Source organism: Vannielia litorea, assembly GCF_900142295.1.
GTDB classification, from domain to species: Bacteria; Pseudomonadota; Alphaproteobacteria; order Rhodobacterales; family Rhodobacteraceae; genus Vannielia; species Vannielia litorea.
This window is the reverse complement of the sequence record NZ_FSRL01000001.1, coordinates 3408235-3433930: the sequence shown is the minus strand read 5'-3', so window position 1 is coordinate 3433930 and position 25696 is coordinate 3408235. Positions and strand designations below refer to the sequence as shown.

Here is a 25696-nt window from a genome sequence, read left to right as displayed (position 1 = left end):
GGCATGGACAGGAACGCGGGTCATAACAGCGCATACCGCCACCTCTACCCGGCGATCAGCCCGTTCGACCAGCGGATGATCGACATGCCGGGCGGCCACTCGATCTATGTCGAGCAGTGCGGAAACCCGAACGGCATACCGGTGGTGGTGCTGCACGGCGGCCCCGGCGGCGGTTGCTCGCCGGCGATGCGCCGCTACTTCGATCCCGATGTCTACCGCATCGTGCTGTTCGACCAGCGCGGCTGCGGCCGGTCCCGGCCCTTCGCCTCGGTCGAGAACAACACCACCCAGGATCTGGTCGCCGACATCGAGCGCATCCGCGAGATCCTCGCCATCGACCGCTGGGTCGTGTTCGGCGGCAGCTGGGGCGCCACCCTCTCGCTGCTCTACGCCCAGGCCCACCCCACCCGGGCCGCCTACCTCGTGCTGCGCGGGGTGTTCCTGATGACCGCCCGCGAGCTGCAGTGGTTCTACGGCGGCGGCGCAGCGCGGTTCTTCCCCGATGTCTGGAAACGCTTCACCGAGCTGATCCCGGAGTCCGAGCATGACGATCTGATCGCCGCCTACCACAAGCGCCTCTTCTGCGGCGACCTGATGGAAGAGACCCGCCTGGCCCAGCGCTGGGCCGGCTGGGAGAACGCGCTCGCCTCGATGGACAGCCACGGCAACATGGGCGAGGGCAGCGGCAGCTACGCCCGCGCCTTCGCCCGGATCGAGAACCATTATTTCACCCACGCGGGATTCTTGCGCGAAGATGGCCAGATCCTCGCCGACATGCCCGAGATCGCCCATATCCCCGGCACCGTCGTCCAGGGCCGGTACGATATGATCTGCCCTCCCGAGGCCGCGCAGGCTCTCGTCGACCGCTGGCCCCGCGGCACCCTGAGGATGATCCCGAGTGCCGGCCACGCCCTCTCGGAGCCCGGCATTTCCGCCGAACTGGTGCGCACCACCCGCGGCATTGCCAAGGCACCGGAGCTCTACGGGTTCTGAACCCCCTTGCGATTCGCGCGTCATGGGCCTATATCGCCCTCGACAGCGGCAGGATCGGCCTCCACCCCCGACCCTCCACCGGAAATTCCGACGGGCCGCAGCGCCCGTTTTTTTGTGCCCGAAAGGCCCCCGCCACTCATGACCGACCTCATCGCCAAGACCGGAATGGATCAGCGCATGGCCGAGATCGTGCAGCCCGTGCTCGAAGGCATGGGCTTCGAGCTGGTGCGCCTGCGGCTGATGGGCGGCCGCACGCCGAACCTCCAGATCATGGCCGAAAAGCCCGAGGGTGGCATCGAGGTGGATGACTGCGCCAGGATCTCCACCGCCGTCTCCGCCGTGCTCGATGTCGAGGACCCGATCGAGGAAGAATACACGCTGGAAGTCTCCAGCCCCGGCATCGACCGTCCCTTGACCCGGCTCAAGGACTTTGACCGCTGGGAGGGCTACGAGGCCCGCATCGAGACCACCGAGCTGATCGACGGCCGCCGCCGCTTCAAGGGCGTGCTCGCCGGCACCGAGGGCAGCGAAGTGCTCATCGAGCTCGAGGAAAAGGGCGGGCCCGTCACCATCGGCCTGCAGTTCGACTGGCTCTCCGACGCCAAGCTCGTGCTCACCGACGAACTCATCCGCGACGTGCTGCGCCACCGCAAGGACGCAGGCCAGGTCGACGAAACCCAATTTGACGAGGTGCAAACCCTCATGGACGGTCAGGAGGACAACTGATGGCCATTACTTCCGCAAACCAGCTCGAGCTGTTGCAAACCGCCGAGGCTGTGGCCCGGGAAAAGATGATCGACCCGGGTCTCGTCATCGAGGCGATGGAAGAGTCCCTCGCCCGTGCCGCCAAGTCGCGCTACGGCGCCGAGATGGATATCCGGGTCAAGATCGACCGCAAGACCGGCCGCGCCACCTTCACCCGCATCCGCACCGTGAAGGGCGAGCCCGAGCTCGAGAACTACCAGGCCGAGATGACCCCGACCCAGGCCCAGCAGACCCTGGGCGTGAAGGGCAAGGATTACGTCGTGATCGGCGGCATGTCGCAACCCGAGGGCGAGGATGAGGCCCCGCGCCCGATCCGCCGCTTCCTGTTGCGCAAGCCCACCGAGCTCGACCGCGCGCTCGCCGAGGGCGTCGACCAGTCCGCCCCGCCCGCCGAGGGCGACGAGCTGGTGGATGAGGTTCCGCCCGTCGAGATGGGCCGGATCGCCGCCCAGTCGGCCAAGCAGGTGATCCTGCAAAAGGTCCGCGAGGCCGAGCGCGACCGCCAGTACGAAGAGTTCAAGGACCGCGCCGGCACCATCATCAACGGCCAGGTCAAGCGCGAAGAGTATGGCAACGTCATCGTCGATATCGGCGCGGGCGAGGCGGTGCTGCGCCGCAACGAGAAGATCGGCCGCGAGAGCTATCGCCCCGGAGACCGCATCCGCGTGTACATCAAGGACGTGCGCCGCGAGCAGCGCGGCCCGCAGATCTTCCTCAGCCGCACCGCGCCCGAGTTCATGGCCGAGCTCTTCAAGATGGAAGTCCCCGAGATCTACGACGGCATCATCGAGATCAAGGCCGTCGCCCGTGATCCCGGCTCCCGCGCCAAGATCGCCGTCATCTCTTACGACAACTCGATCGACCCGGTCGGCGCCTGCGTCGGTATGCGCGGTTCGCGCGTGCAGGCCGTGGTCAACGAGCTTCAGGGCGAGAAGATCGACATCATTCCGTGGAACGACGATCAGCCCACCTTCCTCGTCAACGCCCTGCAGCCCGCCGAGGTCAGCAAGGTGGTGCTCGACGAGGAGGCCGGCAAGATCGAGGTGGTGGTGCCCGACGAGCAGCTGTCGCTCGCCATCGGCCGCCGCGGCCAGAACGTCCGGCTCGCGTCGCAGCTCACCGGGCTCGACATCGACATCCTGACCGAGGAAGAAGAGAGCGCCCGTCGCCAGGCCGAGTTCGAGGAGCGTACCAAGCTCTTCATGGACACGCTGGACCTCGACGAGTTCTTCGCCCAGCTGCTTGTCTCCGAGGGTTTCACCTCGCTGGAAGAAGTCGCCTACGTCGAGCTTGATGAGCTTCTGGTGATCGACGGCGTCGATGAAGGCACGGCTGGCGAGTTGCAGGCCCGTGCCCGCGACTACCTCGACGAGCAGAACCGCAAGGCCCTCGAGCGCGCCCGCGAACTCGGCGTCGAAGACAGCCTGGTGAGCTTCGAAGGCCTGACGCCCCAGATGATCGAGGCCCTGGCCGAAGATGGCGTGAAGACCCTCGAGGACTTCGCCACCTGCGCCGACTGGGAGCTGGCCGGCGGCTGGACCACCGTGGATGGCGAGCGCGTCAAGGACGACGGCATCCTCGAAAAGTTCGATCTCTCGCTCGAAGAGGCCCAGGACATGGTCATGTCCGCCCGCATCGCGCTGGGCTGGGTCGATCCGGCCGAGCTGGCCGAGACGGACGAAGACGGCGAGCCCGCCGAAGAGGAGGCCGGAGCCTGATCGCAGGCTCCGGACACCGGCCTGAGCCGCGGCGGACGCGATACCACCAAGGGTGAAATGCCCGAACGCAAGTGCATTGCAACGGGCGAGGTGCGCCCTATATCTCACCTCGTCCGTTTCGTCGTGGGCCCGTCCGGCGAGATTGTCCCCGACATTTCCGGCAAACTTCCGGGCCGCGGCATCTGGGTCACTCCCACGCGCGCGGCGCTCGACAAGGCGGTGAAGAAAAAGCTCTTTGCCCGCGCCGCAAAGGCGCCCGTCGAAGTGCCCGAGGGCTTGGTCGATACCGTGGAGCGGCTGTTGGTCAAGCGGGTCACCGACGGCATCGCGCTCGCCCGAAAGGCCGGGCTGGCGGTGGCGGGCTACGAAAAGGTCAAGGGCTGGCTGCTGATCGAGGAAGCCCGGCTTCTGATCCAGGCCAGCGACGGCTCCGAGCGGGGCAAGTCGAAGCTCAGCTCGCCGCCCGGAAAGGGCACATTCATAGGCTGCCTGACGGCCAACGAAATCGGTTTGGCTTTCGGCAGGGAACATGTGATACACGCCGCTCTTGCGGCTGGTGGACTCACGAAGCGTGTTGTAGAAGACGCCGCAAAGCTTGGCGCTTTGCGCGAGCACATCGGGGATACGCCCCGGAAAGGACATTGATCGCATGAGCGATAGCGACGGCAAAAAGACCCTGGGCCTCCGCAGCGGCCCGCGTTCCGGACAGGTGAAGCAAAGCTTCTCTCACGGGCGCACCAAGAACGTTGTGGTGGAGACCAAGCGCAAGCGTGTCGTGGTGCCCAAGCCCGGCGCGCCGACGGCTGGTGCCAATGCCGGTGCCGCAGCGGCTGCCGCCTCCGATCCGTCCAAACGTCCCGCCGGGATCTCCGACGCAGAGATGGAGCGCCGCCTGAAGGCCCTCGCCGCCGCCAAGGCGACCGAGGCCGAAGAGGCCAAGCGCCGCGAGGAAGAAGAGAAGGAGCGCGAGGCCGACCGCCAGCGCCGCCGCGAAGAGGCGGAGCAGAAGGAGCGCGAGGAACGCGAGCGCCAGGAGGCCCTCAAGGCCAAGGAAGAGGAAGACGCCCGCCGCGCCCGCGAGGCCGAAGAGGCCAAGGCCCGCGAGAAGGCCGAGCGCAACGCGCCGCCCGCCGCCGCCGCTCCGGCCGCTGCCGATGCCGGCCCCGCGCCCGCCGAGGATGGTGCCCGTGGCGGTGGCCGCGCCGCGCCCCGCCGCGACGAGCGTGACGACCGCGACAACAACCGCGACAACCGCGGCAAGGGCGCCCGCAACGACGATGGCGGCCGCCGTGCCGGCAAGCTGACCCTGAACCAGGCGCTCTCGGGCGGCGAGGGCGGGCGTCAGCGTTCGCTCGCCGCGATGAAGCGCAAGCAGGAGCGTGCCCGGCAGAAGGCGCTGGGCGGCGGTGACAACCGCGAAAAGGTCGTGCGCGACGTGCAGCTGCCCGAAACGATCGTGGTCTCCGAGCTGGCCAACCGTATGGCCGAGCGCGTGGCTCTCGTCGTCAAGTCGCTGATGAACAACGGCATGATGGTCACCCAGAACCAGGTGATCGACGCCGACACCGCCGAGCTGATCGTCGAGGAATTCGGCCATCGCGTCGTGCGCGTGTCCGACTCCGACGTCGAGCAGGTCATCGCAACCGCCGAGGACAAGGAAGAAGATCTCAAGCCGCGCGCCCCCGTGATCACCATCATGGGCCACGTCGACCACGGCAAGACCTCGCTCCTCGATGCCATCCGCGATGCAAAGGTCGTCGCCGGCGAGGCCGGTGGCATCACCCAGCACATCGGCGCCTACCAGGTGACCACCGAGAGCGGCGCGACCCTGTCGTTCCTCGATACGCCCGGCCACGCCGCCTTTACCTCCATGCGGGCCCGTGGGGCGCAGGTGACCGATATCGTGGTGCTCGTCGTGGCCGCCGATGACGCGGTGATGCCGCAGACCATCGAGGCCATCAACCACGCCAAGGCTGCCGGCGTGCCGATGATCGTGGCGATCAACAAGGTCGACCTGCCTGCCGCCAACCCGCAGAAGGTTCGCACCGACCTGCTTCAGCACGAAGTCGTCGTCGAGAAGATGTCGGGCGACGTACAGGACGTCGAGGTTTCGGCCCACACCGGGCAGGGGCTCGAAGAGCTGCTGGAGGCCATCGCGCTTCAGGCCGAGGTGCTCGAGCTCAAGGCCAACCCCGATCGCGCCGCCCAGGGTGCCGTGATCGAGGCCCAGCTCGACGTGGGCCGCGGCCCCGTCGCCACCGTTCTGGTCCAGAACGGCACGCTCAAGCAGGGCGATATCTTCGTCGTCGGCGAGCAGTGGGGCAAGGTCCGCGCGCTGGTCAACGACAAGGGCGAGCGCGTGGCAGAGGCCGGGCCGTCCGTGCCCGTCGAGGTGCTCGGCCTGAACGGCACGCCCGAAGCCGGCGACGTGCTCAACGTGGTCTCCTCCGAGGCCCAGGCCCGCGAGATCGCCGAATACCGCGAGAACGCCGCCAAGGAGAAGCGCGCCGCCGCCGGTGCCGCGACGACTCTCGAGCAGCTGATGCAGAAGGCCAAGGACGACAAGGACGTTTCGGAGCTTCCGATCGTGGTCAAGGCCGACGTGCAGGGCTCCGCCGAGGCCATCGTTCAGGCGATGGAGAAAATCGGCAACGACGAGGTCCGCGTGCGCGTGCTGCACTACGGCGTGGGCGCCATCACCGAGAGCGACATCGGCCTGGCCGAGGCCTCCGGCGCCCCCGTGATCGGCTTCAACGTCCGGGCCAACGCGCCTGCGCGCCAGGCTGCAAACCAGAAGGGCGTCGAGATCCGCTACTACTCGGTGATCTACGACCTCGTGGACGACGTGAAAGCCGCGGCCTCCGGCCTGCTCTCCGCCGAGATCCAGGAGGATTTCATCGGCTACGCGCAGATCCGCGAAGTCTTCAAGGTCACCGGCGTCGGCAAGGTTGCCGGCTGTCTCGTGACCGAGGGCGTGGCCCGCCGCTCTGCCGGCGTCCGCCTGCTGCGCGACGACGTGGTGATCCACGAAGGCACGCTGAAGACCCTGAAGCGCTTCAAGGACGAGGTGGCCGAGGTCATCTCCGGCCAGGAGTGCGGCATGGCCTTCGAAAACTACGACGACATCCGCGAAGGCGATGTCATCGAGATCTTCACCCGCAAGGAGGTCGAGCGCACGCTCGACTGATCCGGCCGGGTCAACGATACAAGAGGGCCGCTCCATCCGGGGCGGCCCTTTTGCATGCGCTGTTGTGCCCGCCTCCGCGCCACGGCACCCTGCACCTGCAACCCGGAGCCGCCCCATGACCCAGCGTTATCACGATCTCATGTTCACCCCTGCCGTGCTCACCCGGCAGGAGCAGAACGGCAGCCGCGCCGCCTATGCCCGCGATGCACCCGCTCCGGGGCCAGACAGGCTGACCGGCGCCGAGATCCGCTTCATCATGGCGCGCGACAGCTTCTACATGGCCACCAACGGGGCCGACGGGTGGCCCCATCTCCAGCATCGCGGCGGGCCCAAGGGCTTTGTCCGCGTGATCGACGAGAGCACGCTGGCCTTCGCCGACTTCCGCGGCAATCGGCAGTTCATCACCCTGGGCAATCTCGATACCGACGACCGCGCCAGCCTGTTCTTCGTCGACTATCCCGCGCGCGCCCGGCTCAAGCTGCTCTGCCACGTCCGCGCCGTCTCGCTCGAGGGCGAGCCAGAATTGGCCGAGGCGCTGGCCCTGCCGGGCTACCGCGCCCACCCCGAGCGGGCCTTCCTGATGCGGGTCGAGGCCTTCGACTGGAACTGCTCCCAGCACATCACGCCCCGGTTCACCGAGGATGAAATCATTCACCTCGGGGCGTGAGCGGTTTCACCCGCCGCCAAAGCAAAAGCCCGCACCCTCAGGCGCGGGCCAAATTCCCGACTCCCGTGCCGATCCTCCCGGACCGGGGCAAATCCCGTGGCTCAGGCGGCGACAGCCTCCACCGGAGGGCCAACAAAATCCCGGCCTCCCACGCGCACCACAACGCGACCGTCCGCAAGCGCCTTCACGAAGGTGCCCTGAACCGAAACACAGCTTCCCAATACGATCGTACGCAGCATCAGTTCTTCCCCACAGGTCGGTTAACCTTGGGAGAGAATACCCCAGATTGGTTCACAATTCATATACAATGTGATCCCGACATGGGATTTCTTGAACAAATTTGGGGCATCTGGCGAAGCGGAGCGCTCCGAAACCGGGCAGGAGGCCCGGTCAGAGCCAGTCGCGGAGAATCGGTATCAGCGGCAGATCGGCGGGCGGCATGGGGTAGTCGCGCAGCTCGTTCGCCCGTGCCCACTTCAGCGCCTGCCCCTCCTGGCCCTGCGGTGTGCCCTGCCATTTGCGGCAGGCGAAGAGCGGCATCAGAAGGTGAAAATCCTCGTAGCTGTGCGAGGCAAAGGTGAGCGGCGCGAGGCAGCTCGCCCAGGTCTCGATCCCCAGCTCCTCATGCAGCTCCCGGATCAGCGCGGCTTCGGGCGTTTCGCCCGGTTCCACCTTGCCGCCCGGAAACTCCCAGAGCCCGGCCAGGCTCTTGCCCTCCGGGCGCTGCGCCAGCAGCACCCGCCCGTCCACGTCGATCAGCGCAACGGCGGCAACAAGAACCGTCTTCACGACCGGTAATCGGCGTTGATCGAAATGTATTGATGCGTCAGGTCGCAGGTCCAGGCGGTGAACCGGCCCTTGCCGAGGCCCAGGTCGACCCCGATCACCAGCTCCGGCAGCTTCATGTAACCGGCGGCCTGCTCTTCGGAGTAGCCCGGCGCCACCCAGCCCCGCTCCGCCACCAGCACCTCGCCGAAGCGGATGGTCAGCTTGTCGCGGTCGGCCTCGGCCCCGCTCTTGCCCACGGCGGCCACGATCCGGCCCCAGTTCGGGTCTTCGCCGGCGATCGCGGTCTTCACCAGCGGCGAATTGGCAATGCTCATCGCAACCCGCTTGGCATCGGCGTCATGCGCCGCGCCGGTGACCTTGACGGCGACGAACTTGGTCGCGCCCTCGCCATCCTTCACCACCTGATGCGCCAGGTCCTTCATTACCGCCTTCAGCGCCGCTTCAAACTCCTCGGAGTCGTCGCAGTCCACGCCCGAGGCGCCCGTCGCGGCACAGATAAGCGTGTCCGAGGTCGAGGTGTCGCCATCCACGGTGATGGCGTTGAAGGTGGTCTCGTTGTGGCAGCTCACCATCGCCTGAAGCGCGTCGCGGCTGACCTTGGCGTCGGTAAAGATGTACACCAGCATCGTCGCCATGTCGGGCGCGATCATGCCCGAGCCCTTTGCGATTCCGGCGATCTTCACCACGCCGCCCTTCAGCTCGATCTCGCGGGTCGCGCCCTTGGCAAAGGTGTCGGTCGTCATGATCGCCTGCGCCGCCCGCGCGATCCCGCCCTCGTCCAGCGCCTCCACCAGCTCGCCCACCTTGGCGGTGATCCGGTCATGCGGCAGCCGCTCGCCGATCACCCCGGTGGAGGAGGTAAACACGCGGCCCTTCGGCACATCGGCAGCCTCGGCCACCGCGGCGCAGATCGCCTCCACGCTCTCCTGCCCGGCACTGCCGGTAAAGGCGTTGGAGTTGCCCGAGTTCACCAGGATGGCGGCACCCGCCTCGCTGACCTTGCGCAGCTTGGCCTCGCAGTCCCGCACCGGGGCCGAACGGGTCGAGGATCGGGTGAATACCCCGGCCACCACCGAGCCCGGGTCCAGCACCGCCAGCATCACGTCGAGTCGGTCGGCATAGCGCACCCCCGCCTCGACGGCGGCAAAGCGCACGCCCTTGATGACCGGCAGGTCAGGAAACTTCTCGGGCGCCAGCGGCGATACGGGGTATTTGCCCATCAGTCCTCCAGGAGGTCGAAATCGTTGAGCACCGACGCGGGGATCTCCGCCTCGGCCTTTTCCACACCTGCCTTCTCTACCGCCGAGGCAATGGCTTCGTCCACCGCGGCGCGCTGCACCTCTTCGGCGAGCTGGTCACGCACGGCGGCCATGTCGGGCTTGTCCTTCAGCCGGGTCTCGTTGAGCTTGATCACGTGCCAGCCGAACTGTGTCTTCACCGGGGCGCTCACCTCGCCGGCCTTCATCGCCATCACGGCGGTCTCGAACTCGGGCACCATCATGCCCGCGCCGAACCAGCCCAGCGCGCCGCCATTGGGGCCCGACGGGCCGGTGGACTTGACCTTGGCCACCTCGGCAAAATCGGCGCCGCCCTCGACCTCTTCCTTCACCGCCTGTGCCTCTTCCTCGGTTTCCACGAGAATATGCGCAGCGTTCCACTCACGCTGCGGCTCGGCCTCGGCGTAGATCTCCTCGTATTTCGCCTCCAGCGCCTCCTCGGTGACCGAGGCCAGCGCGGCGGCCTCCAGAACGTCACCGGCGAGGTAGCCGGTGCGCTGGTTCTCCAGCATCAGAACGGTCTCCTTGCTCGGCTCACCGGCCTCCAGCGCCAGCGCGTTCTGCTGAACGAGCTGCTCGAGGATTCCCTCCCAGAGCACCTCCGGGGGCAGCTGGGCATACTGCTCGGGCAGGGTCTTCCGCGCCACGATCATGTGGCCCACGGTAATGTCGATCCCGCCAACGGTGGCCACAACGGTCTCGGCGGTCACATCGGCAGCGGCGGTCTCGGGCGCGGTCTCGGGCGCGGCTTCCTCGGTCGCGGCGGCCTCCTGTGCCGTCGCCCCGGCACCCAGACCTGCGGCCAGAAGGGCGGCGAGGGTGATCGTCTTGGGGAAGGTCATGCATCTACTCCTGCTCGGCCGCCCCTGCGGCGGCGTTGACACTCTAGGTCACGGGTCTTACATCGCCTTGTGTTCCAAGGCGCAAGCCCGTTTCTCTGCCCGCGTTTCTAGGTGGGGCAGGGAGGGGCGGCAAGCGCGATCAGCCACACAAAACCGTCAAGGCAGGGCGAGCGGAGAGATTATGCTGGGTTTGGGTACCGTCGCACGGAAGGTCTTTGGCACCGCCAATGACCGCAAGATCAAGTCCACCCGTCCGCTGGTCGAAAAGATCAACGCACTGGAGCCGGAGTTCGAAAAGCTCTCCGACGACGGGCTGAAGGACAAGACAGAAGAGCTGGCCAGGCGGGCCATGGGCGGCGAAAGCCTCGACGCCCTGCTGCCCGAGGCCTTCGCCAACTGCCGCGAGGCGGCCAAACGGGCGCTCGGCCTGCGCGCCTTCGACGTGCAGCTGATGGGCGGGATCTTCCTGCATCAGGGCAACATCGCCGAAATGAAGACCGGCGAGGGCAAGACGCTGGTGGCGACCTTCCCTGCCTACCTCAACGCCCTGACCGGCAAGGGCGTGCATGTGGTCACGGTCAACGACTACCTCGCCAAGCGCGACGCCGAATGGATGAGCAAGGTCTACAGCGCGTTGGGCCTCACCACCGGCGTGATCTACCCGCAGCAGCCCGATGACGAGAAAAAGGCGGCCTACGGCTGCGACATCACCTATGCCACCAACAACGAGCTGGGCTTCGACTATCTGCGCGACAACATGAAGTCCGAGCTGAGCCAGATGTTCCAGCGCGAGCACAACTTCGCCATCGTCGACGAGGTGGACTCCATCCTGATCGACGAGGCCCGGACCCCGCTCATCATCTCCGGTCCCTCCCAGGACCGCTCCGAGCTCTACAAGACCATTGACGCGATCATCCCCCGCCTGACCGAGGCGCATTACTCGATTGATGAAAAGACCCGCAACGCCACCCTGACCGACGAGGGCAACGAGTTTCTCGAGGGCGAGTTCGGCCGCGAGGGCATCCTGCCCGAAGGCCAGTCGCTCTACGATCCCGAGAGCACCTCGATCGTGCACCACACGACCCAGGCGCTGAAGGCCCACAAGATCTTCCAGAAGGACAAGGATTACATCGTCCGCAACGGCGAGGTCATGCTGATCGACGAGTTCACCGGCCGGATGATGGCCGGGCGCCGCCTCAGCGACGGGTTGCACCAGGCCATCGAGGCCAAGGAAGGCGTCGATATCCAGCCCGAGAACGTGACGCTGGCCTCGGTGACCTTCCAGAACTACTTCCGCCTCTACAACAAGCTGGGCGGCATGACCGGCACGGCGCTGACCGAGGCCGACGAATTTGCCGAGATCTACAAGCTCGGCGTGGTCGAGGTGCCCACCAACAAGCCGATCGCCCGGAAGGACGATCACGATGCCGTCTACCGCACCACCAAGGAAAAATACGACGCCATCGTGGAGCGCGTCCGCGAGGCCAACGCCAAGGGCCAGCCGGTGCTGCTCGGCACGACCTCGATCGAAAAGTCCGAGACCCTCTCGCAGCTTCTCACGGAGGCCGGCATCACCCACAACGTGCTGAACGCCCGCCAGCACGAGCAGGAAGCCCAGATCGTCGCCGACGCGGGCAAGCTCGGCGCCGTGACCATTGCCACCAACATGGCCGGTCGCGGGACCGACATCAAACTGGGCGGCAACGTCGAGTTCAAGGTGATGGAGGCCATCGCCGCCGATCCCGAGGGCGACCCCGAGGCCATCCGCGCCCGCATCGAAGAGGACCACAAGGCCGACGAAGAGGCGGTGAAGGCGGCGGGCGGCCTCTTCGTGCTGGCCTCCGAGCGCCACGAGAGCCGCCGGATCGACAACCAGCTGCGTGGTCGCTCCGGCCGTCAGGGCGATCCGGGCCGCACCTCCTTCTTCCTGTCGCTCGAAGACGACCTGATGCGCATCTTCGGCTCCGAGCGGCTCGACGCCGTGCTGTCGCGCCTCGGGATGAAAGAGGGCGAGGCCATCATCCACCCCTGGGTCAACAAGTCGCTCGAGCGCGCCCAGGCCAAGGTCGAGGGCCGCAACTTCGATATCCGCAAGCAGCTGCTCAAGTTCGACGACGTGATGAACGACCAGCGCAAGGTGATCTTCAAGCAGCGCCGCGAGATCATGGAGAGCAAGGATCTCTCCGAGATCGTCGCCGACATGCGCCACGAGGTCGTCGATGACCTGGTGGACGAGTTCATGCCGCCCAAGACCTACGCCGACCAGTGGGAGGCCGAAAAGCTCCATGCCGCCTGCCTCGAAAAGCTCAACATCGACGTGCCTGTGATCGACTGGGCGCAGGAAGAGGGCGTCGACCAGGACGAGATCGCCGAGCGCATCGAGAAGGCCTCCGACGAGGCGATGGCCGCCAAGGCCGCCCAGTTCGGCCCCGACACCATGCGCAGCATCGAAAAGCAGGTGCTCCTGCAAACCATCGACGGCAAGTGGCGCGAGCACCTGTTGACCCTCGAGCACCTGCGTTCGGTCATCGGGTTCCGCGGCTACGCCCAGCGCGACCCGCTGAACGAGTACAAGACAGAGGCCTTCCAGCTCTTCGAGTCCATGCTCGACAGCCTCCGCGCCGAGGTGAGCCAGAAGCTGGGCCAGATCCGTCCGCTCTCCGAGGAGGAGCAGCAGCAACTGATGCGCCAGATCGCGGCGCAGAACGCCGGCCGCGCCGCGCCCGCCCCCGAGCAGGAGCCCGAGGCCGCCCCCGAACCCGCCGCCGGAGCCGCCGTGCCGGGCTTCGTCGAGGACGACCCCACCACCTGGGGCAATCCGGGCCGGAACGATCCCTGTCCCTGCGGATCGGGCAAGAAGTTCAAGCACTGCCACGGCAAGCTGACCTGACAGTGTTGGCGATTGCGAAACGACAAATGGGGCGGCGATAAGGCCGCCCCTCTTCGTTTTCGCCCTATCTTGAGGCACCCCCTCCCACCTCCCACAACATCCTGCACAGCCGCGCGCAGGGCCTTGCCACAAATGGCCAATTCCCGCCCCGACCCCGCCAAAGTGCTTGGTTAATGTTTCCGTGATGATCCCCTGATGGGTGACGGAGGGAACGATGAAGATCGACGCGAAGCTGAAGAAGCGGCTGCTGACGGCCGGCTCGGTGTTTGCCATTGCGTTGGGCACCGGTTTCATCATGCAGAAGGTCGGCCCCATGGCCGAGCACTTCGGCGGAGACGAAGGCGAGGTCGTGGCCGCCGCCCCCGAAAACCCCACCGAGGCGATCCAGCCGCTCTCCTCCGCGCCGCACGAGCGCCCCGCCGAGGTCGCCAGGGCCGTGACCGTGCCGCAGGACGCCTCCGAGACCGCGTCCGAACCCGTGATGGGGCCCGCGACCGAAGATGTGCCCGAGGCCTCCGCCGCGCCGGCGATGCCGCGCGAGGCGCCTGCCGTCGGCGTGACCCGCTCCGCCTCGCTCCTGCCGATCCCGGCCCTTCCGGCACGCGCCGAGGCCGAGGAGGCCCCGGTGCAAGCTGCCGCGCTGGCCACCGAGGCCGAGGCCGCCCCGGCCCCGCGCAGCGCCCCCGCACCCGCCACCGAGGAGGCCGCCGGCGAATGCGCGCTCAAGCTCGACGCCAGGTCCGGCGAGGCCGCGATGGTCCGCCTGAGCCTCTCTGCGCCCTGCAACCCCGGTGAACCCATCACCTTCAAGCACGGCCCGCTCACCTTCACCGAGGTGACCGACAACGAGGGCATGCTCGCCGTCGACGTGCCCGCGCTCGCCGCCAAGGCCGCCTTCGAGGCCCGTCTCGACACCGGCGAACGCGCCATGGCCCTGACCCTCGTGCCGGGCTTCGACGCCTACCGGCGCACCGCGCTCTCCTGGGAGGGCACCGGCGGCATCGCACTTCATGCCTTCGAGAACGGCGCCGATTACGACACCGAGGGCCATGTCGACGCCAAGGCACCTGCGGCCCCCGCGCGTGCGCTCGCCGGCGAGGGTGGCTATCTCACCCTGCTCGGCGCGGCCGATGTGCCCGGCGCAAGGATGGCCGAGGTCTACAGCTATCCCAAGGCCGCCGGAGGCTCTGTCCACATCAACGTCGAGGCCGAGGTCACTGCCGACAACTGCGGCCGCGAACTGAGCGCCAAGGTGCTGACCGAGGGCACCAAGGGCTTCGCCGCCCAGTCCCTCAGCGTGACCATGCCCGGCTGCGACACCGTGGGCGAGTATCTTGTGTTCTCCAACATCCTGCCCGACATCCGCCTCGCAGCGGCTGAGTAACGTCCCCTTCCAAGGGTCGTGGAGGTCGCTGCCAGGGGATGGGCGGCGCCCTTCGCCTGTTTCACGGTGGGGGAATCTAGAGGTAACCCTCCGCCCTGAAGCTCGTCTCGCTGGCCCGGCCGACGATCAGGTGATCGTGCAGGGTGATCCCCAGCGCATCGGCGGCCTCGCGGATCTTCTCGGTCATCTCGATGTCCGCCCCGCTCGGCGTCGGGTCGCCGCTCGGGTGGTTGTGCACGAGGATCAGCGCCGAGGCGTTCAGCTCCAGCGCCCGCTTCACCACCTCGCGGGGATAGACAGGCACATGATCCACCGTGCCCCGTGCCTGCTCCTCGTCGGCGATCAGCACGTTGCGCCGGTCGAGGTACAGCACCCGAAACTGCTCGGTCTCCCGGTGCCCCATGCTGGCGCGGCAATAGTCGAGCAGCTGCGCCCAGCTCGAGATCACCTGCTTCTGCAGCACCCTGGAGCGCGCCAGCCGGTGCGCGGCGGCTTCCACGATCTTCAGCTCGGCAATCACCGCCTCGCCCACCTCCGGCACGTCGCGCAGCCGGGCGATGGGGGCGGAGAGCACGCCGTTGAAATCCGTGAACCTCTCCAGCAGGGCGTGGGCCAGCGGCTTCACGTCTCGGCGCGGGATCGCCCGAAACAGCACCAGCTCCAGCATCTCGTAATCCGGCAGTGCCGCCGCCCCGCCCAGCATGAACCTTTCGCGCAGCCGTTTGCGGTGATCCTTGATGTAGCTCGGCAGCGGGCCACCCGGCAGCGCCACCGCCTCGGCCTCGTCCGGGTCGAAGAGGGGCAGGGGGGCTTCATGAAAGGCGCGTGTCATGCCGCGACTGTGACACGCACTTGGTGAATCAACGGTTAACACCGCCCCGTCCCCCGCCTAGTCTCGCGCCATGAAACTCCTCGTCGCCGCGCTGCTTCTCGCCGCCTTTCCGCTCTCCGCCGCCAGCCTCACCGGCTCCTGGAACTGCCAGGTGCGCGAGGGCGATGCCGCGCTGGGCCGCACAGTGACCTATGCCCCCGATGGCAGCTTCACCAGCCGGCAGGCCTTCCAGATCGACGTGCGCTACAAGGGCCAGACCGGCAGCGCCAAGATCGCCTTTTCCGCCGTGGGCCGTTTCGTGGTGGAGGGCCGGGTTCTGGCCGAGCGGATCGACCGCACCCACAGCCCCACGGTGACCGTCACCACCGAGGGCAAGGCCACCCGCCTGCGCGGCCCCGAGGCCGATCGCGCCCGGCGGCAGGTGGATCAGCCGCACCACGTGCGCTACCTGATCCGCCGCCTCACCGACACGCGGCTGGTGATGGAATATGTCTCGCCCACCGGCGACAAGGCCGACAACCTCTCCATGACCTGCCGCCGCACCGATGGCTAGGCTTGCGCCGCTCGCGCTGCTGGCCCTCGCCGCCTGCCGCGACGATCCTCAGGCCGCGCTGCTGGAGGGCGCCTGGTTCTGCGCCTCCGAGCCGCCCGATTACGCGCTGGAACGCCAGGTCACTTTCGCGCCCGATGGTCGGCTCTCCGGCCGCACCGAGGTGCAGACCACCGATGCCGAAACCGCGCTCGACATGCACTTCGCCTTCTCGGGCACCTGGGAGCTGGCCGACGGCCTGCTGGCCGAACGGATCGAGACCCACCGCCTCATGCGCTTTGCCCGGGCCGGCACGAACGTGCCGCTGGCCGAGCTGCCCGCCGGGGTCCTGGGCGAGATCGAGGGCGCATTGGCCCGTCAATCGGCGGCCTACCGGGTCGAGACCCTCACCGCCGAGGAGCTGGTGCTGCGAGATACCGCCGAGGCGGTCCAAACGGTCTGCGAGAGGTCGCAGGGCGGATAACACCCGCCGCTGCGCTCACCCCTTCATCCCGTCCCAGAAGCTCTTCACCTTGCTGAAAAAGCTGCTCGATTCGGGGTTGTTGTCCTTCGCCAGCCCTTCGAACTCGCGCAGGATCTCCTTCTGACGGCTGGTCAGGTTCACCGGCGTCTCCACCGAGAGCTCGATGAACATGTCACCGTGCCCCGCCCCCCGGAGCGGCGGCATCCCCTTGCCGCGCAGCCGCATCTGCTTGCCGCTCTGCGCGCCCGCCGGAATCTTAACCCGGCTGCGTCCGCCGTCGATGGTGGGCACCTCGATGTCGCCGCCCAGCGCCGCCGAGGTCATGCTCACCGGCACCCGGCAGAACAGGTCCGCGCCCTCGCGCTCGAAGAGCGGATGCTGCTCCACCTCGATGAAGATGTAGAGGTCGCCCGCAGGCCCGCCGCGCAGGCCGGCCTCTCCCTCGCCGGCGAGGCGGATCCGGGTGCCGGTTTCCACGCCGGCGGGGATGTTCACGCTCAGCGAGCGGTCCTTTTCCACACGGCCCTGGCCACCGCAGGCCTTGCAGGGGTTCTTGATGATCTGGCCGATGCCGCCACAGGTGGGGCAGGTGCGCTCCACCGTGAAGAAGCCCTGCTGCGCGCGCACCTTGCCCATGCCCGAGCAGGTGGGGCAGGTGGCAGGCTCCGAGCCACCCTCCGAGCCGCTGCCCTCGCAAACGTCGCAGAGCACCGAGGTCGGAACGTTGATGGTTTTCTGGGTGCCCTTGTAGGCCTGCTCCAGCTTGATCCGCAGGTTGTAGCGCAGGTCGCTGCCGCGCGCCGCACGCCGGCCACCACCGCCACCGGGGCGGCCACGCCCCCCCATGAAGTCGCCGAAGAGGTCGTCGAACACATCGCTGAAGGCGCTGGCGAAGTCGCCCTGCTGGTTGAATCCGCCCGGCCCGCCCGGACGCGGCCCGCCCCCCTCGAAGGCAGCATGGCCGAACCTGTCGTAGGCTGCCTTGCGCTCGGGGTCCTTCAGCGCGTCATAGGCCTCGTTCACTTCCTTGAACTGGTCTTCGGCCTTGGGGTTGTCGGCGTTGCGGTCGGGATGCAGCTCCTTGGCCTTCGTGCGATAGGCCTTCTTGATCTCATCCGCCGACGCACCGCGCGCGACGCCCAGCACCTCGTAGAAATCACGTTTTGCCATCTGATCGCCCTTTCCCTTGAACGGCGAAGACCGGCCCGGTTTCCCGGACCGGTCCATCCCGGGTTACGTCACGTGCGATCAGGCACGCTTGTCGTCATCGAGGTCTTCGAAATCGGCGTCCACGATGTCGTCATCCACACCGCGCGGGCCTTCCTCGTCGTCGGGCTCCGCCTCGCCAGCCTTCGCCTGCTCGGCCTTGTAGATGGCCTCGCCCAGCTTCATGGCGGCTTCGGTCAGGTTCTGGATGCCCGCCTTGATCTTGCCGGCATCGTCGGCCCCCAGCGCCTCTTCCAGCGGACCCATGGCCAGCTCGATGGCTTCCACCGTCGAGGCGTCGACCTTGTCGCCGTGCTCCTCGAGCGATTTCTTGGTGGAGTGCAGCAGGCTCTCGCCCTGGTTCTTGGTCTCCACCAGCTCCTTGCGGGCCTTGTCGGCGTCGGCGTTGGCTTCCGCGTCCTTCACCATCTTCTCGATGTCCTCGTCGCTGAGGCCACCGCTCGCCTGGATGGTGATGTTCTGCTCCTTGCCGGTGCCCTTGTCCTTGGCGCCCACGGTCACGATGCCGTTGGCGTCGATGTCGAAGGTCACCTCGATCTGCGGCATGCCGCGCGGCGCGGGCGGAATGTCTTCCAGGTTGAACTGGCCGAGCATCTTGTTGTCCGCTGCCATCTCCCGCTCACCCTGGAACACCCTCAGCGTCACCGCGTTCTGGTTGTCCTCGGCGGTCGAGAAGATCTGGCTCTTCTTGGTCGGGATCGTGGTGTTGCGGTCGATCAGCCGGGTGAACACGCCGCCCAGCGTCTCGATGCCGAGGCTCAGCGGGGTCACGTCGAGCAGCACAACGTCCTTCACGTCACCCTGCAGCACGCCGGCCTGGATCGCGGCACCCATGGCCACAACCTCATCGGGGTTCACCCCCTTGTGCGGCTCCTTGCCGAAGAACTTGGTGACCTCTTCGATCACCTTCGGCATCCGGGTCATGCCGCCGACCAGAACCACCTCGTCGATGTCGCCGGTCGAGAGGCCGGCATCCTTGAGGGCCGCCTGGCACGGCTTGATCGAGGCCTTGATGAGATCGCCCACCAGGCTCTCCAGCTTGGCACGGGTCAGCTTCATCACCATGTGCAGCGGCTGGCCGTCCTTGCCCATCGAGATGAACGGCTGGTTGATCTCGGTCTGGCTGGCGCTCGACAGCTCGATCTTGGCCTTTTCCGAGGCTTCCTTCAGGCGCTGGAGCGCCATCTTGTCTTTGGTCAGGTCGACGCCGTTCTCTTTCTTGAACTCGTCGGCGAGGTAATTGACGATCCGCATGTCGAAGTCTTCACCACCGAGGAAGGTGTCCCCGTTGGTGGATTTCACTTCAAAGAGGCCATCGTCGATTTCCAGGATCGTCACGTCGAAGGTGCCGCCGCCAAGGTCATAGACGGCAATGGTCTTGCTGTCCTTCTTGTCGAGGCCATAGGCCAGCGCGGCAGCGGTCGGCTCGTTGATGATCCGCAGCACTTCGAGGCCCGCGATCTTGCCGGCATCCTTGGTCGCCTGGCGCTGGGCATCGTTGAAGTAGGCAGGCACGGTGATGACCGCCTGGGTCACGTCCTCGCCGAGATAGCTCTCGGCGGTTTCCTTCATCTTGCCGAGGATGAACGCGGAGATCTGGCTGGGCGAGTATTTCTCGCCCTTGGCGCTCACCCAGGCGTCGCCATTGCCGCCGTCCACGATGTCGTAGGGAACGATTCCCTTGTCCTTTGTCACTTCGGCATCCGTCACCCGGCGGCCGATCAGGCGCTTCACGGCAAAGACGGTTGCGTCGGGGTTGGTCACGGCCTGCCGCTTGGCGGGCTGGCCGACAAGGCGTTCACCATCGGTGAAGGCCACGATCGAGGGCGTCGTGCGCGCACCCTCGGAGTTTTCGATCACCTTGGGCTGCGAGCCGTCCATGATGGCGACACAGCTGTTCGTGGTCCCAAGGTCGATACCGATGACTTTAGCCATTATACTCTACCTCTTCTTTCGGCGATGTTGTGGGCTCCAGGTCCTCTGGGAGGCCCCTGACGCCCGATCCCAATGGTCGGAGTTGGGCCCCCGACCGAGCTTCGAAGGGTATATAAGGAGGCGGTTGCGCGGCTGCAACATATGGTGATGCATGAATCTGTGGGAAAATCGCCGGGATTGGAGGGATCGCAGGCCATGACGCCGGAGAAGCTCGAATTTCGCGGTGTGGCGCTCTACCCCGGTCTGCTCGACCGTCCGGCACAGGAGGCGATGGTGGCCGCGCTGCGCCGGGTGGCCGAGGCCGCGCCGATGTTTCACCCCGAATCCCGCTTCGGCAAGCGCATGTCGGTCAAGATGACCTCGGCCGGCGCCTTCGGATGGGTTTCCGACCGGCGCGGCTACCGCTACGAGCGCCGCCACCCCTCCGGCGTCGCCTGGCCCCCGATTCCCGCCGAGGTGCTGGCGGTCTGGCAGGCCGTGAGCGGCGTGGAGCGCGCACCCGAGTGCTGCCTGGTGAACTACTATTCAGAGACCGCCCGCATGGGCCTGCACCAGGATATCGACGAATCGGACTTTGCCATGCCGGTCGTCTCCATCTCGCTCGGGGATGACGCGCTCTTCCGCGTCGGCGGGCTCGAGCGGTCCGATCCCACCGCCTCCACCTGGCTTCGCTCCGGCGATGTCTGCGTTCTGGCAGGCGAGGCCCGCCGCGCCTTCCACGGCATCGACCGCCTCAAGCCCGGCACCTCCACCCTCCTCCCCCAGGGCGGCCGCCTCAACGTCACCCTCCGCGTCGTGACCTGACCCGCTCATCCGCCCTTCGAGGCGTCTTCACGGGGGCGATGACCGGGCGAAACCCGCAAAGAGCCCGCCCCTTCCAATCCCCCGCCGACCCGGCCATCCTCCGGCCCGAGGGAGGCCACCATGAAGATCACCAAAGTCACCAGCCACGTGCTGCGCTACGACCTGCCTGAACCGCTCGGCTACTCGCAGCAATATTACCACCAGCGCACCGCCCATCTCGTCGAGGTCGAGACCGACGAGGGCATCACCGGCTGGGGCGAGTGCTTCGGCGCGGGCAACGTGGCGCTGGCCAACCGCGCCATCGTCGAGCAGGTGATCCAGCCCATGGTGCTCGGGATGAACCCGCTCGACCGCGACGTGGTCTGGCACAGGGTCTACAACCTGCTGCGGGACCACGGGCAGAAGGGCATGCCCATCCAGTCGCTCTCCGGCGTCGACATCGCGCTGTGGGATATCGCCGGCAAGGTGGCGGGCCTGCCGCTCTGCCAGATGGTCGGCGGCCGCCACCGCAGCCGCCTGCCGGTCTACGGCTACGGGATGATGCTGCGCCCCGAACCCGCCGACGAGCTTGTCGCCCGTTTCCCCGACGAGGCCGCCGCGATCAAGGGCATGGGCTTTGTCGCCACAAAAATGAAAGTCGGCCTCGGCCCGCGCGACGACATCCGCCTGATCGAGGCCGTCCGCCGTGGCGTGGGCGACGACTTCCGATTCATGGTCGATGCCAACCACTGCTACACCACCGCCGACGCCTTCCATGTCGGCCGCGCGATGGAGGAGTTCGCACCCTACTGGTTCGAGGAGCCCGTCGCGCCGGAAGACCACGACGGCTACCGCGAGCTGCGCACCGGGCTCACCACCAACATCTCGGGCGGCGAGATCGAGTTCAACCGCTGGGGCTGGCGTGCGCTGCTGGAGGCCCGCGCCCTCGATATCGCTCAGCCCGAGGTCTGCGCGCTGGGCGGGATTACCGAGTATCTCCGGGTGCTCGCCCTCTGCCACGCCCATTTCACCCCGGTGGTAAATCACGTCTGGGGCTCGGCCGTGGCCGTGGCCTGCAACCTGCACCTGCTCGCCGCCATGCCGCCGCTGCCGGGTGGCCTGCACCCCTGGGAGCCGATGCTGGAATTCGACACGACCGACAACAAGTTCCGCGACGACCTGCTCGAGGAGCCGCTCGACATCCAGGGCCAGGTCGCCCGTTCGGGCGGCTTCGCCTCGGTGCCCGAAGGGCCGGGCCTCGGCGTCTCGCCCGACCGCGATTTCATCGCCGCCTATGCCGTGGACCGGTGAGCGCGGCGCGTTAACTTAACCATGGGCGCAAAAACCACGTATGCATGGGTTGTGCATGGGATGTGTATCGGTTGTGCCTGTGTTCTTTTCGCGGTTAACGCCAGAAATCGTGCAGACCCTACCGCACCGCGCGGTCAGCGTTTCGCGCTCCAGCTCATCGACACGCGCTTGCGCGTGAAGAACTCGCCCAGCAAGCCCAGCATGATCAGCGTCAGCGACACATACATCGGGTAAGCAATTGAACTGTAATGAGGATTATAGTTGATAAAGGCAAATCCCCGGGCCTGGTCGATGGTGTGAAACAGCGGATTCCAGGAGAAGAAGGGCAGCATGTAGGCCGGCAGGTTGTTGGCCAGGAACATCTTGCCCGAGGCCACCATGTTGGCCCGCGAATAGATGCTGGTAATGATCGAAACCGCATCCGGCGCCCAGGGCTTGATCGACAACAGCAACATCCCCACCGCCACCCCGGAGTACCAGGCCAGCAGCATCATCCCGAAGGTTCCGACGGGGTCGTGGATCTCGATCGGGTTGATCGCCACGTGGTAGATGAAGAGCACCACCGCCATCGAAAGCACCTGGGTATACAGGCTGGCCAGCGCGGCGGAGCAGATCGCGACCAGGGTGTTCATCGGCGCATGCTTCATCATCGCCGAAGCCGGGCCTTCCGAGCCTACCACCGCCCCCATCGCCTTGATATGCGTCATGAACAGGAAGATCCCGCTCATGATGTAGAGCACGAAATCCCCGCGCACGGCATTGCGCTTCATGCCCAGGATGGTGAACATGAAATAGAAGATCGTCACCAGGATGACGGTCTGGATCATGTTCATCACGAGGCCCCACACGGCGTTGCCATGCGACTTGCGCACCTCGCGCACCGTGGCGTGATAGATCAGCTCCAGCAGCGCCATCACGGAGCCGTAGGGCGTTCTGGGGGTCTGCTTCTCGTACATCTGCCTGTGCGGCCTCTTGGTGCTGCGCTTCCGTCCATCTTGCACGGAAAACTTGCCCAAACTTTGACGCCAAACCATAAGGGGCCGCGGCTGCCAGTCAATTGACGGTGCCGCGAGCGACAGGAGAAGCATATGGATTTCGACCGTTTGGTCACAGTGATGCGCCACCTCGCCCTGGAGGCCGGCGCGAAGATCATGGAGATCTACGAGGCCGACGATTTCGAGGTGAAGTCGAAATCCGATGCCAGCCCGGTGACCGAGGCCGACGAAGCCGCCGATGCCCTCATCGGTGCAGGCCTGCGCGAGGCCTTCCCCGATGTGCTGGTGGTGACCGAGGAGCAGGCTGGCACGCATACCGAATCCGCCGAGGCCTTCCTCATCGTCGACCCGCTCGACGGCACCAAGGAATTCATCAACCGTCGCGGCGACTTCACCGTGAACATCGCCTATGTCGAAAACGGCGTGCCCCTGCGCGGTGTGGTCTACGCCCCCGCCAAGCAGCGCCTGTTCTACACCCTCGCCTCCGGCCAGTCGGTCGAGGAGAAGGGCACACTCGGCTTTGGCGAGCCGGGCGAGCAAGTGCCGCTGCATGTCTCCGAGCCCGACAATACGGCGCTCATGGTCGTGGCGTCCAAGTCGCACCGCGATGCCGCCACAGACGCCTACATCGGCCTCTATGACGTGGCCGACATGAAGAGCGCGGGCAGCTCGCTCAAGTTCTGCCTGGTGGCCACCGGCGAGGCCGATATCTACCCGCGCCTCGGCCGCACCATGGAGTGGGATACGGCCGCCGGCGACGCCGTGCTCCGCGGTGCCGGCGGCAGGATGGTCCGGTTCGACGACCACACCCCCTTCACCTATGGCAAGCCGGGCTACGAGAACCCCTTCTTCATTGCCTGCGCCCCCGATGTCGCGCTGAAGCAGGGCTGAACCGTGAGCTTTCTCATCGTGATCCCGGCGCGCTACGCCTCGCAGCGCTATCCCGGCAAGCCGCTGGCCATGCTGCGCGGGGCGTCCGGCGCGGAGAAGTCGCTGATCCGGCGCAGCTGGGAGGCCGCGCAGGCGGTGCCCGGCAGCCCGCGCGTCGTTGTCGCCACCGATGACGACCGCATCCGCGCGGCCGCCGAAGGCTTCGGGGCCGAAGTGGTGATGACCTCCTCCGAGGCCCGCAACGGAACCGAGCGCTGTGCCGAGGCCGTGAAAAGGCTGGGCGGTGGCTTCGACGTGGTGGTGAACCTTCAAGGCGATGCGCCTCTCACGCCGGCGTGGTTCGTCTCCGAGCTGGTCGAGGCCATGCGCGCCGAACCCTCCGCCGAGATCGCCACGCCCGTGCTGCGCTGCGACGGCGCCGCGCTCAACGCCTTTCTGGCCGACCGCAAGGCAGGCCGGGTGGGCGGCACCACGGCGGTCTTCGGGCACGACCGATCGGCGCTCTACTTCTCCAAGGAGGTGATCCCCTTCACCTCGCAGGCCTATGCCGCCGAGAGTGCCACGCCGGTCTTTCACCACGTCGGCGTCTATGCCTATCGCCCCGATGCCCTGGCCGCCTACCCGGCCTGGCCCGTCGGGCCGCTGGAAACGCTCGAGGGGCTGGAGCAGCTCCGCTTTCTCGAGCAGGGTCGCCGGGTGCTCTGCGTCGAGGTCGAGGGCAGGGGCCGCGCCTTCTGGGAGCTGAACAACCCCGAGGACATTCCCCGCATCGAGCGCATGCTGGCCCAGATGGGCGTCGAATGAGCGAGAGCGGGGAGGGGCGCGCCAGCGTCATCATCGTGAGCCGGGGCCGTCCCGACGAGCTGCGCCGCAACCTTCCCGCCTTCCGCTTTCAGACCCACCGCAACTTCGAACTGATACTCGTGGCCGACCCTGCGGGGCTCGCGGTGGCGCGGGAGCTTAACCTTTCCGAGCGGATGAAGCTGGTAGAGTGCGACGAGCCGAACATCTCGCTGGCCCGCAATCTGGGTCTGGCAGAGGCCGCAGCGCCCCTCGTCGCCTTCATCGATGATGACGCCACGCCCGAGCCGCCCTGGCTCTCCCGCCTTCTCGCACCGTTTTCCGAGGCGGAGGTGGTGGCAAGCACCGGGTTCGTGCGGGGAAGAAACGGAATTTCCCTGCAATGGCAAGGGGTTGCAGCAGACGAGACCGGGGCGGATATCGCGCTCGACGTTAACCAAACCGAAACCACGCTGCTTCCGTCCGCGCGTTGCGTCAAGACTCACGGAACCAATTGCGCCTTCCGCCTGTCGGCCCTCGCCCGAATCGGCGGGTTCGATCCGGCGTTCCGCTTCTATCTCGATGAAACCGACGTTACCCACCGCCTCGCACCCCAGGGCGGGCTCACCGCCATCGTCCCTCTCGCGCAGGTCCATCACGGCTTTGCCGCAAACGCCACCCGCCGCGCCAACCGCGCGCCCACCGACCTCGCGCCCATCGGCCGCTCCGCCGTGCTCTTCCTCCGTCGCCACTGCCCGCCCGAACGCCAGCCGGCCGCCCTCGATGCCATCCGTGACGGCCAGCAGCATCGCCTCGCCCTGCACCGGGCCGCCCGCCGCCTGTCCGCCACGGACTCTGCACGGCTGCTGGACAGCCTCGAGGCCGGAATCGCCGAGGGTCAGGCCGCCGACCTGGCTGACCCGGCCCCCCTCTCTCCCTCCAAATCCCCGTTCCGCCCCTTTGCAAAGGGGCCGGGTCCGGCTCGGCACGAGGTTCGCGGCTGCACCCTGCTGGGCTATCCCGGCGCCCGCGCCAGGGCCCGCGCCGATGCTGCCTCCGGCGAGGTCGTCATCACGCTCCTGCGGCTCTCCCGCACCACCCGCTACCACGCCTGCCGCTTCGATCCTGAGGGCTTCTGGGTCCAGCGCGGGGGTCTCTTCGGCCGCTCGCTCCGCACCGATCCGCTGTTCCGTTTCTGGCGCCGGGCAAGCCGCGTTGCGCGCGAATCCGCCAGACTGGCCCGCTTCCGCGACCCTGCAAGCTGACAGGTGCCCAATTCCCACCCAACAGGCCGATCGTTGCCGGTATTTGCCGCAGCGCAACAGAATCGTCGGTCATCCCTGTTTCTTCGAGCCGGCTTTGCCCCTATCGTCACCCGCATACGGCGCCCCCCGGCGCTCTGGCGGCCTGCCCGCGT

Annotated in this window: 23 protein-coding genes; 15 read left to right on the top strand and 8 right to left on the bottom strand. The window is 67.0% G+C overall.

What is annotated here, in order from left to right:
* Positions 1-3: 3 nt before the first annotated feature.
* The 6 genes from pip to BUR94_RS16720 all read left to right on the top strand — a co-directional run bounded on the left by pip (position 4) and on the right by BUR94_RS16720 (position 7330).
* A complete protein-coding gene (pip, locus tag BUR94_RS16745; RefSeq protein WP_074257305.1) occupies positions 4-993 on the top strand; it encodes a prolyl aminopeptidase in 990 nt (329 codons plus the stop codon).
* Positions 994-1131: 138 nt separating this feature from the next.
* Positions 1132-1719, top strand: coding sequence for a ribosome maturation factor RimP (rimP, locus tag BUR94_RS16740; RefSeq protein ID WP_074257304.1), 588 nt, complete (start codon positions 1132-1134; stop codon positions 1717-1719).
* Complete coding sequence (gene nusA / locus BUR94_RS16735; RefSeq protein ID WP_074257303.1) at positions 1719-3476, top strand: transcription termination factor NusA; 1758 nt, start codon at positions 1719-1721, stop codon at positions 3474-3476. The genes rimP and nusA overlap by 1 nt, the downstream gene beginning before the upstream one ends.
* A 21-nt stretch (positions 3477-3497) precedes the next feature.
* A complete protein-coding gene (locus BUR94_RS16730; RefSeq protein ID WP_074257302.1) occupies positions 3498-4121 on the top strand; it encodes an RNA-binding protein in 624 nt (207 codons plus the stop codon).
* A 4-nt stretch (positions 4122-4125) separates the two neighbouring features.
* Positions 4126-6663, top strand: a complete 2538-nt coding sequence (gene infB / locus BUR94_RS16725) for a translation initiation factor IF-2 (RefSeq protein ID WP_074257301.1) — start codon at positions 4126-4128, stop codon at positions 6661-6663.
* A 115-nt stretch (positions 6664-6778) separates the two neighbouring features.
* Positions 6779-7330: a pyridoxamine 5'-phosphate oxidase family protein gene (locus BUR94_RS16720; protein WP_074257300.1), complete on the top strand. Its 552-nt coding sequence runs from the start codon at positions 6779-6781 to the stop codon at positions 7328-7330.
* A 101-nt stretch (positions 7331-7431) separates the two neighbouring features.
* Here the strand turns inward: BUR94_RS16720 and BUR94_RS20785 are convergent, their stop codons facing one another.
* The 4 genes from BUR94_RS20785 to BUR94_RS16705 all read right to left on the bottom strand — a co-directional run bounded on the left by BUR94_RS20785 (position 7432) and on the right by BUR94_RS16705 (position 10238).
* Complete coding sequence (locus BUR94_RS20785) at positions 7432-7569, bottom strand: hypothetical protein (RefSeq protein ID WP_175570485.1); 138 nt, start codon at positions 7567-7569, stop codon at positions 7432-7434.
* Positions 7570-7720: 151 nt separating this feature from the next.
* Positions 7721-8119 carry an 8-oxo-dGTP diphosphatase MutT gene (mutT, locus tag BUR94_RS16715; RefSeq protein WP_074257299.1) on the bottom strand — a complete coding sequence of 133 codons (399 nt, stop codon included), beginning with the start codon at positions 8117-8119 and terminating at the stop codon, positions 7721-7723.
* Positions 8116-9339 carry a bifunctional glutamate N-acetyltransferase/amino-acid acetyltransferase ArgJ gene (gene argJ, locus BUR94_RS16710; RefSeq protein WP_074257298.1) on the bottom strand — a complete coding sequence of 408 codons (1224 nt, stop codon included), beginning with the start codon at positions 9337-9339 and terminating at the stop codon, positions 8116-8118. The genes mutT and argJ overlap by 4 nt, the downstream gene beginning before the upstream one ends.
* Positions 9339-10238 (bottom strand): peptidylprolyl isomerase, encoded by a 900-nt coding sequence (locus BUR94_RS16705; RefSeq protein ID WP_074257297.1) that lies wholly within the window; start codon positions 10236-10238, stop codon positions 9339-9341. The genes argJ and BUR94_RS16705 overlap by 1 nt, the downstream gene beginning before the upstream one ends.
* 181 nt (positions 10239-10419) lie before the next feature.
* On the opposite strand from BUR94_RS16705, the gene secA reads away from it, so the two are divergent.
* Together secA and BUR94_RS16695 are read left to right on the top strand one after the other, a co-directional pair.
* The gene (secA, locus tag BUR94_RS16700; RefSeq protein ID WP_074257296.1) at positions 10420-13128 is read left to right on the top strand and encodes a preprotein translocase subunit SecA; all 2709 of its coding nucleotides are present in this window, start codon (positions 10420-10422) and stop codon (positions 13126-13128) included.
* 214 nt (positions 13129-13342) lie between these two features.
* On the top strand, positions 13343-14512 hold the full coding sequence (locus BUR94_RS16695; protein ID WP_074257295.1) for a hypothetical protein: 1170 nt from the start codon (positions 13343-13345) through the stop codon (positions 14510-14512).
* Between the two features lie 76 nt (positions 14513-14588).
* Here the strand turns inward: BUR94_RS16695 and radC are convergent, their stop codons facing one another.
* Entirely contained in the window at positions 14589-15344 is a 756-nt protein-coding gene (gene radC, locus BUR94_RS16690; RefSeq protein ID WP_074257294.1) for a RadC family protein, read from the bottom strand.
* A gap of 70 nt (positions 15345-15414) precedes the next feature.
* On the opposite strand from radC, the gene BUR94_RS16685 reads away from it, so the two are divergent.
* Positions 15415-15897, top strand: coding sequence for a hypothetical protein (locus tag BUR94_RS16685; RefSeq protein ID WP_074257293.1), 483 nt, complete (start codon positions 15415-15417; stop codon positions 15895-15897).
* A complete protein-coding gene (locus BUR94_RS16680) occupies positions 15890-16357 on the top strand; it encodes a hypothetical protein (protein WP_074257292.1) in 468 nt (155 codons plus the stop codon). Before BUR94_RS16685 ends, BUR94_RS16680 begins: the two co-directional genes overlap by 8 nt.
* A 15-nt stretch (positions 16358-16372) precedes the next feature.
* Here BUR94_RS16680 and dnaJ read toward each other — a convergent pair whose 3' ends face one another.
* Entirely contained in the window at positions 16373-17527 is a 1155-nt protein-coding gene (gene dnaJ / locus BUR94_RS16675; protein ID WP_074257291.1) for a molecular chaperone DnaJ, read from the bottom strand.
* A 78-nt stretch (positions 17528-17605) separates the two neighbouring features.
* Positions 17606-19519, bottom strand: coding sequence for a molecular chaperone DnaK (dnaK, locus tag BUR94_RS16670; RefSeq protein ID WP_074257290.1), 1914 nt, complete (start codon positions 19517-19519; stop codon positions 17606-17608).
* A gap of 195 nt (positions 19520-19714) precedes the next feature.
* Between dnaK and BUR94_RS16665 the strand changes: the two genes are divergently transcribed.
* Positions 19715-20323 carry an alpha-ketoglutarate-dependent dioxygenase AlkB family protein gene (locus tag BUR94_RS16665; protein WP_074257778.1) on the top strand — a complete coding sequence of 203 codons (609 nt, stop codon included), beginning with the start codon at positions 19715-19717 and terminating at the stop codon, positions 20321-20323.
* A 120-nt stretch (positions 20324-20443) separates the two neighbouring features.
* Entirely contained in the window at positions 20444-21613 is a 1170-nt protein-coding gene (locus BUR94_RS16660; protein ID WP_074257289.1) for a mandelate racemase/muconate lactonizing enzyme family protein, read from the top strand.
* Positions 21614-21747: 134 nt separating this feature from the next.
* On the opposite strand, the gene BUR94_RS16655 is transcribed toward BUR94_RS16660, so the two are convergent.
* Complete coding sequence (locus BUR94_RS16655; RefSeq protein WP_074257288.1) at positions 21748-22569, bottom strand: ABC transporter permease; 822 nt, start codon at positions 22567-22569, stop codon at positions 21748-21750.
* Positions 22570-22701: 132 nt separating this feature from the next.
* Here BUR94_RS16655 and cysQ point away from each other — a divergent pair, with 132 nt between their 5' ends.
* The 3 genes from cysQ to BUR94_RS16640 are packed head-to-tail and all read left to right on the top strand — an operon-like array spanning position 22702 to position 25544.
* Positions 22702-23499 (top strand): 3'(2'),5'-bisphosphate nucleotidase CysQ, encoded by a 798-nt coding sequence (gene cysQ, locus BUR94_RS16650; protein ID WP_074257287.1) that lies wholly within the window; start codon positions 22702-22704, stop codon positions 23497-23499.
* 3 nt (positions 23500-23502) lie between these two features.
* Positions 23503-24303 carry a 3-deoxy-manno-octulosonate cytidylyltransferase gene (locus BUR94_RS16645; protein ID WP_074257286.1) on the top strand — a complete coding sequence of 267 codons (801 nt, stop codon included), beginning with the start codon at positions 23503-23505 and terminating at the stop codon, positions 24301-24303.
* Positions 24300-25544 (top strand): glycosyltransferase family 2 protein, encoded by a 1245-nt coding sequence (locus tag BUR94_RS16640; RefSeq protein WP_074257285.1) that lies wholly within the window; start codon positions 24300-24302, stop codon positions 25542-25544. The genes BUR94_RS16645 and BUR94_RS16640 overlap by 4 nt, the downstream gene beginning before the upstream one ends.
* The last annotated feature ends 152 nt before the right edge of the window (positions 25545-25696 follow it).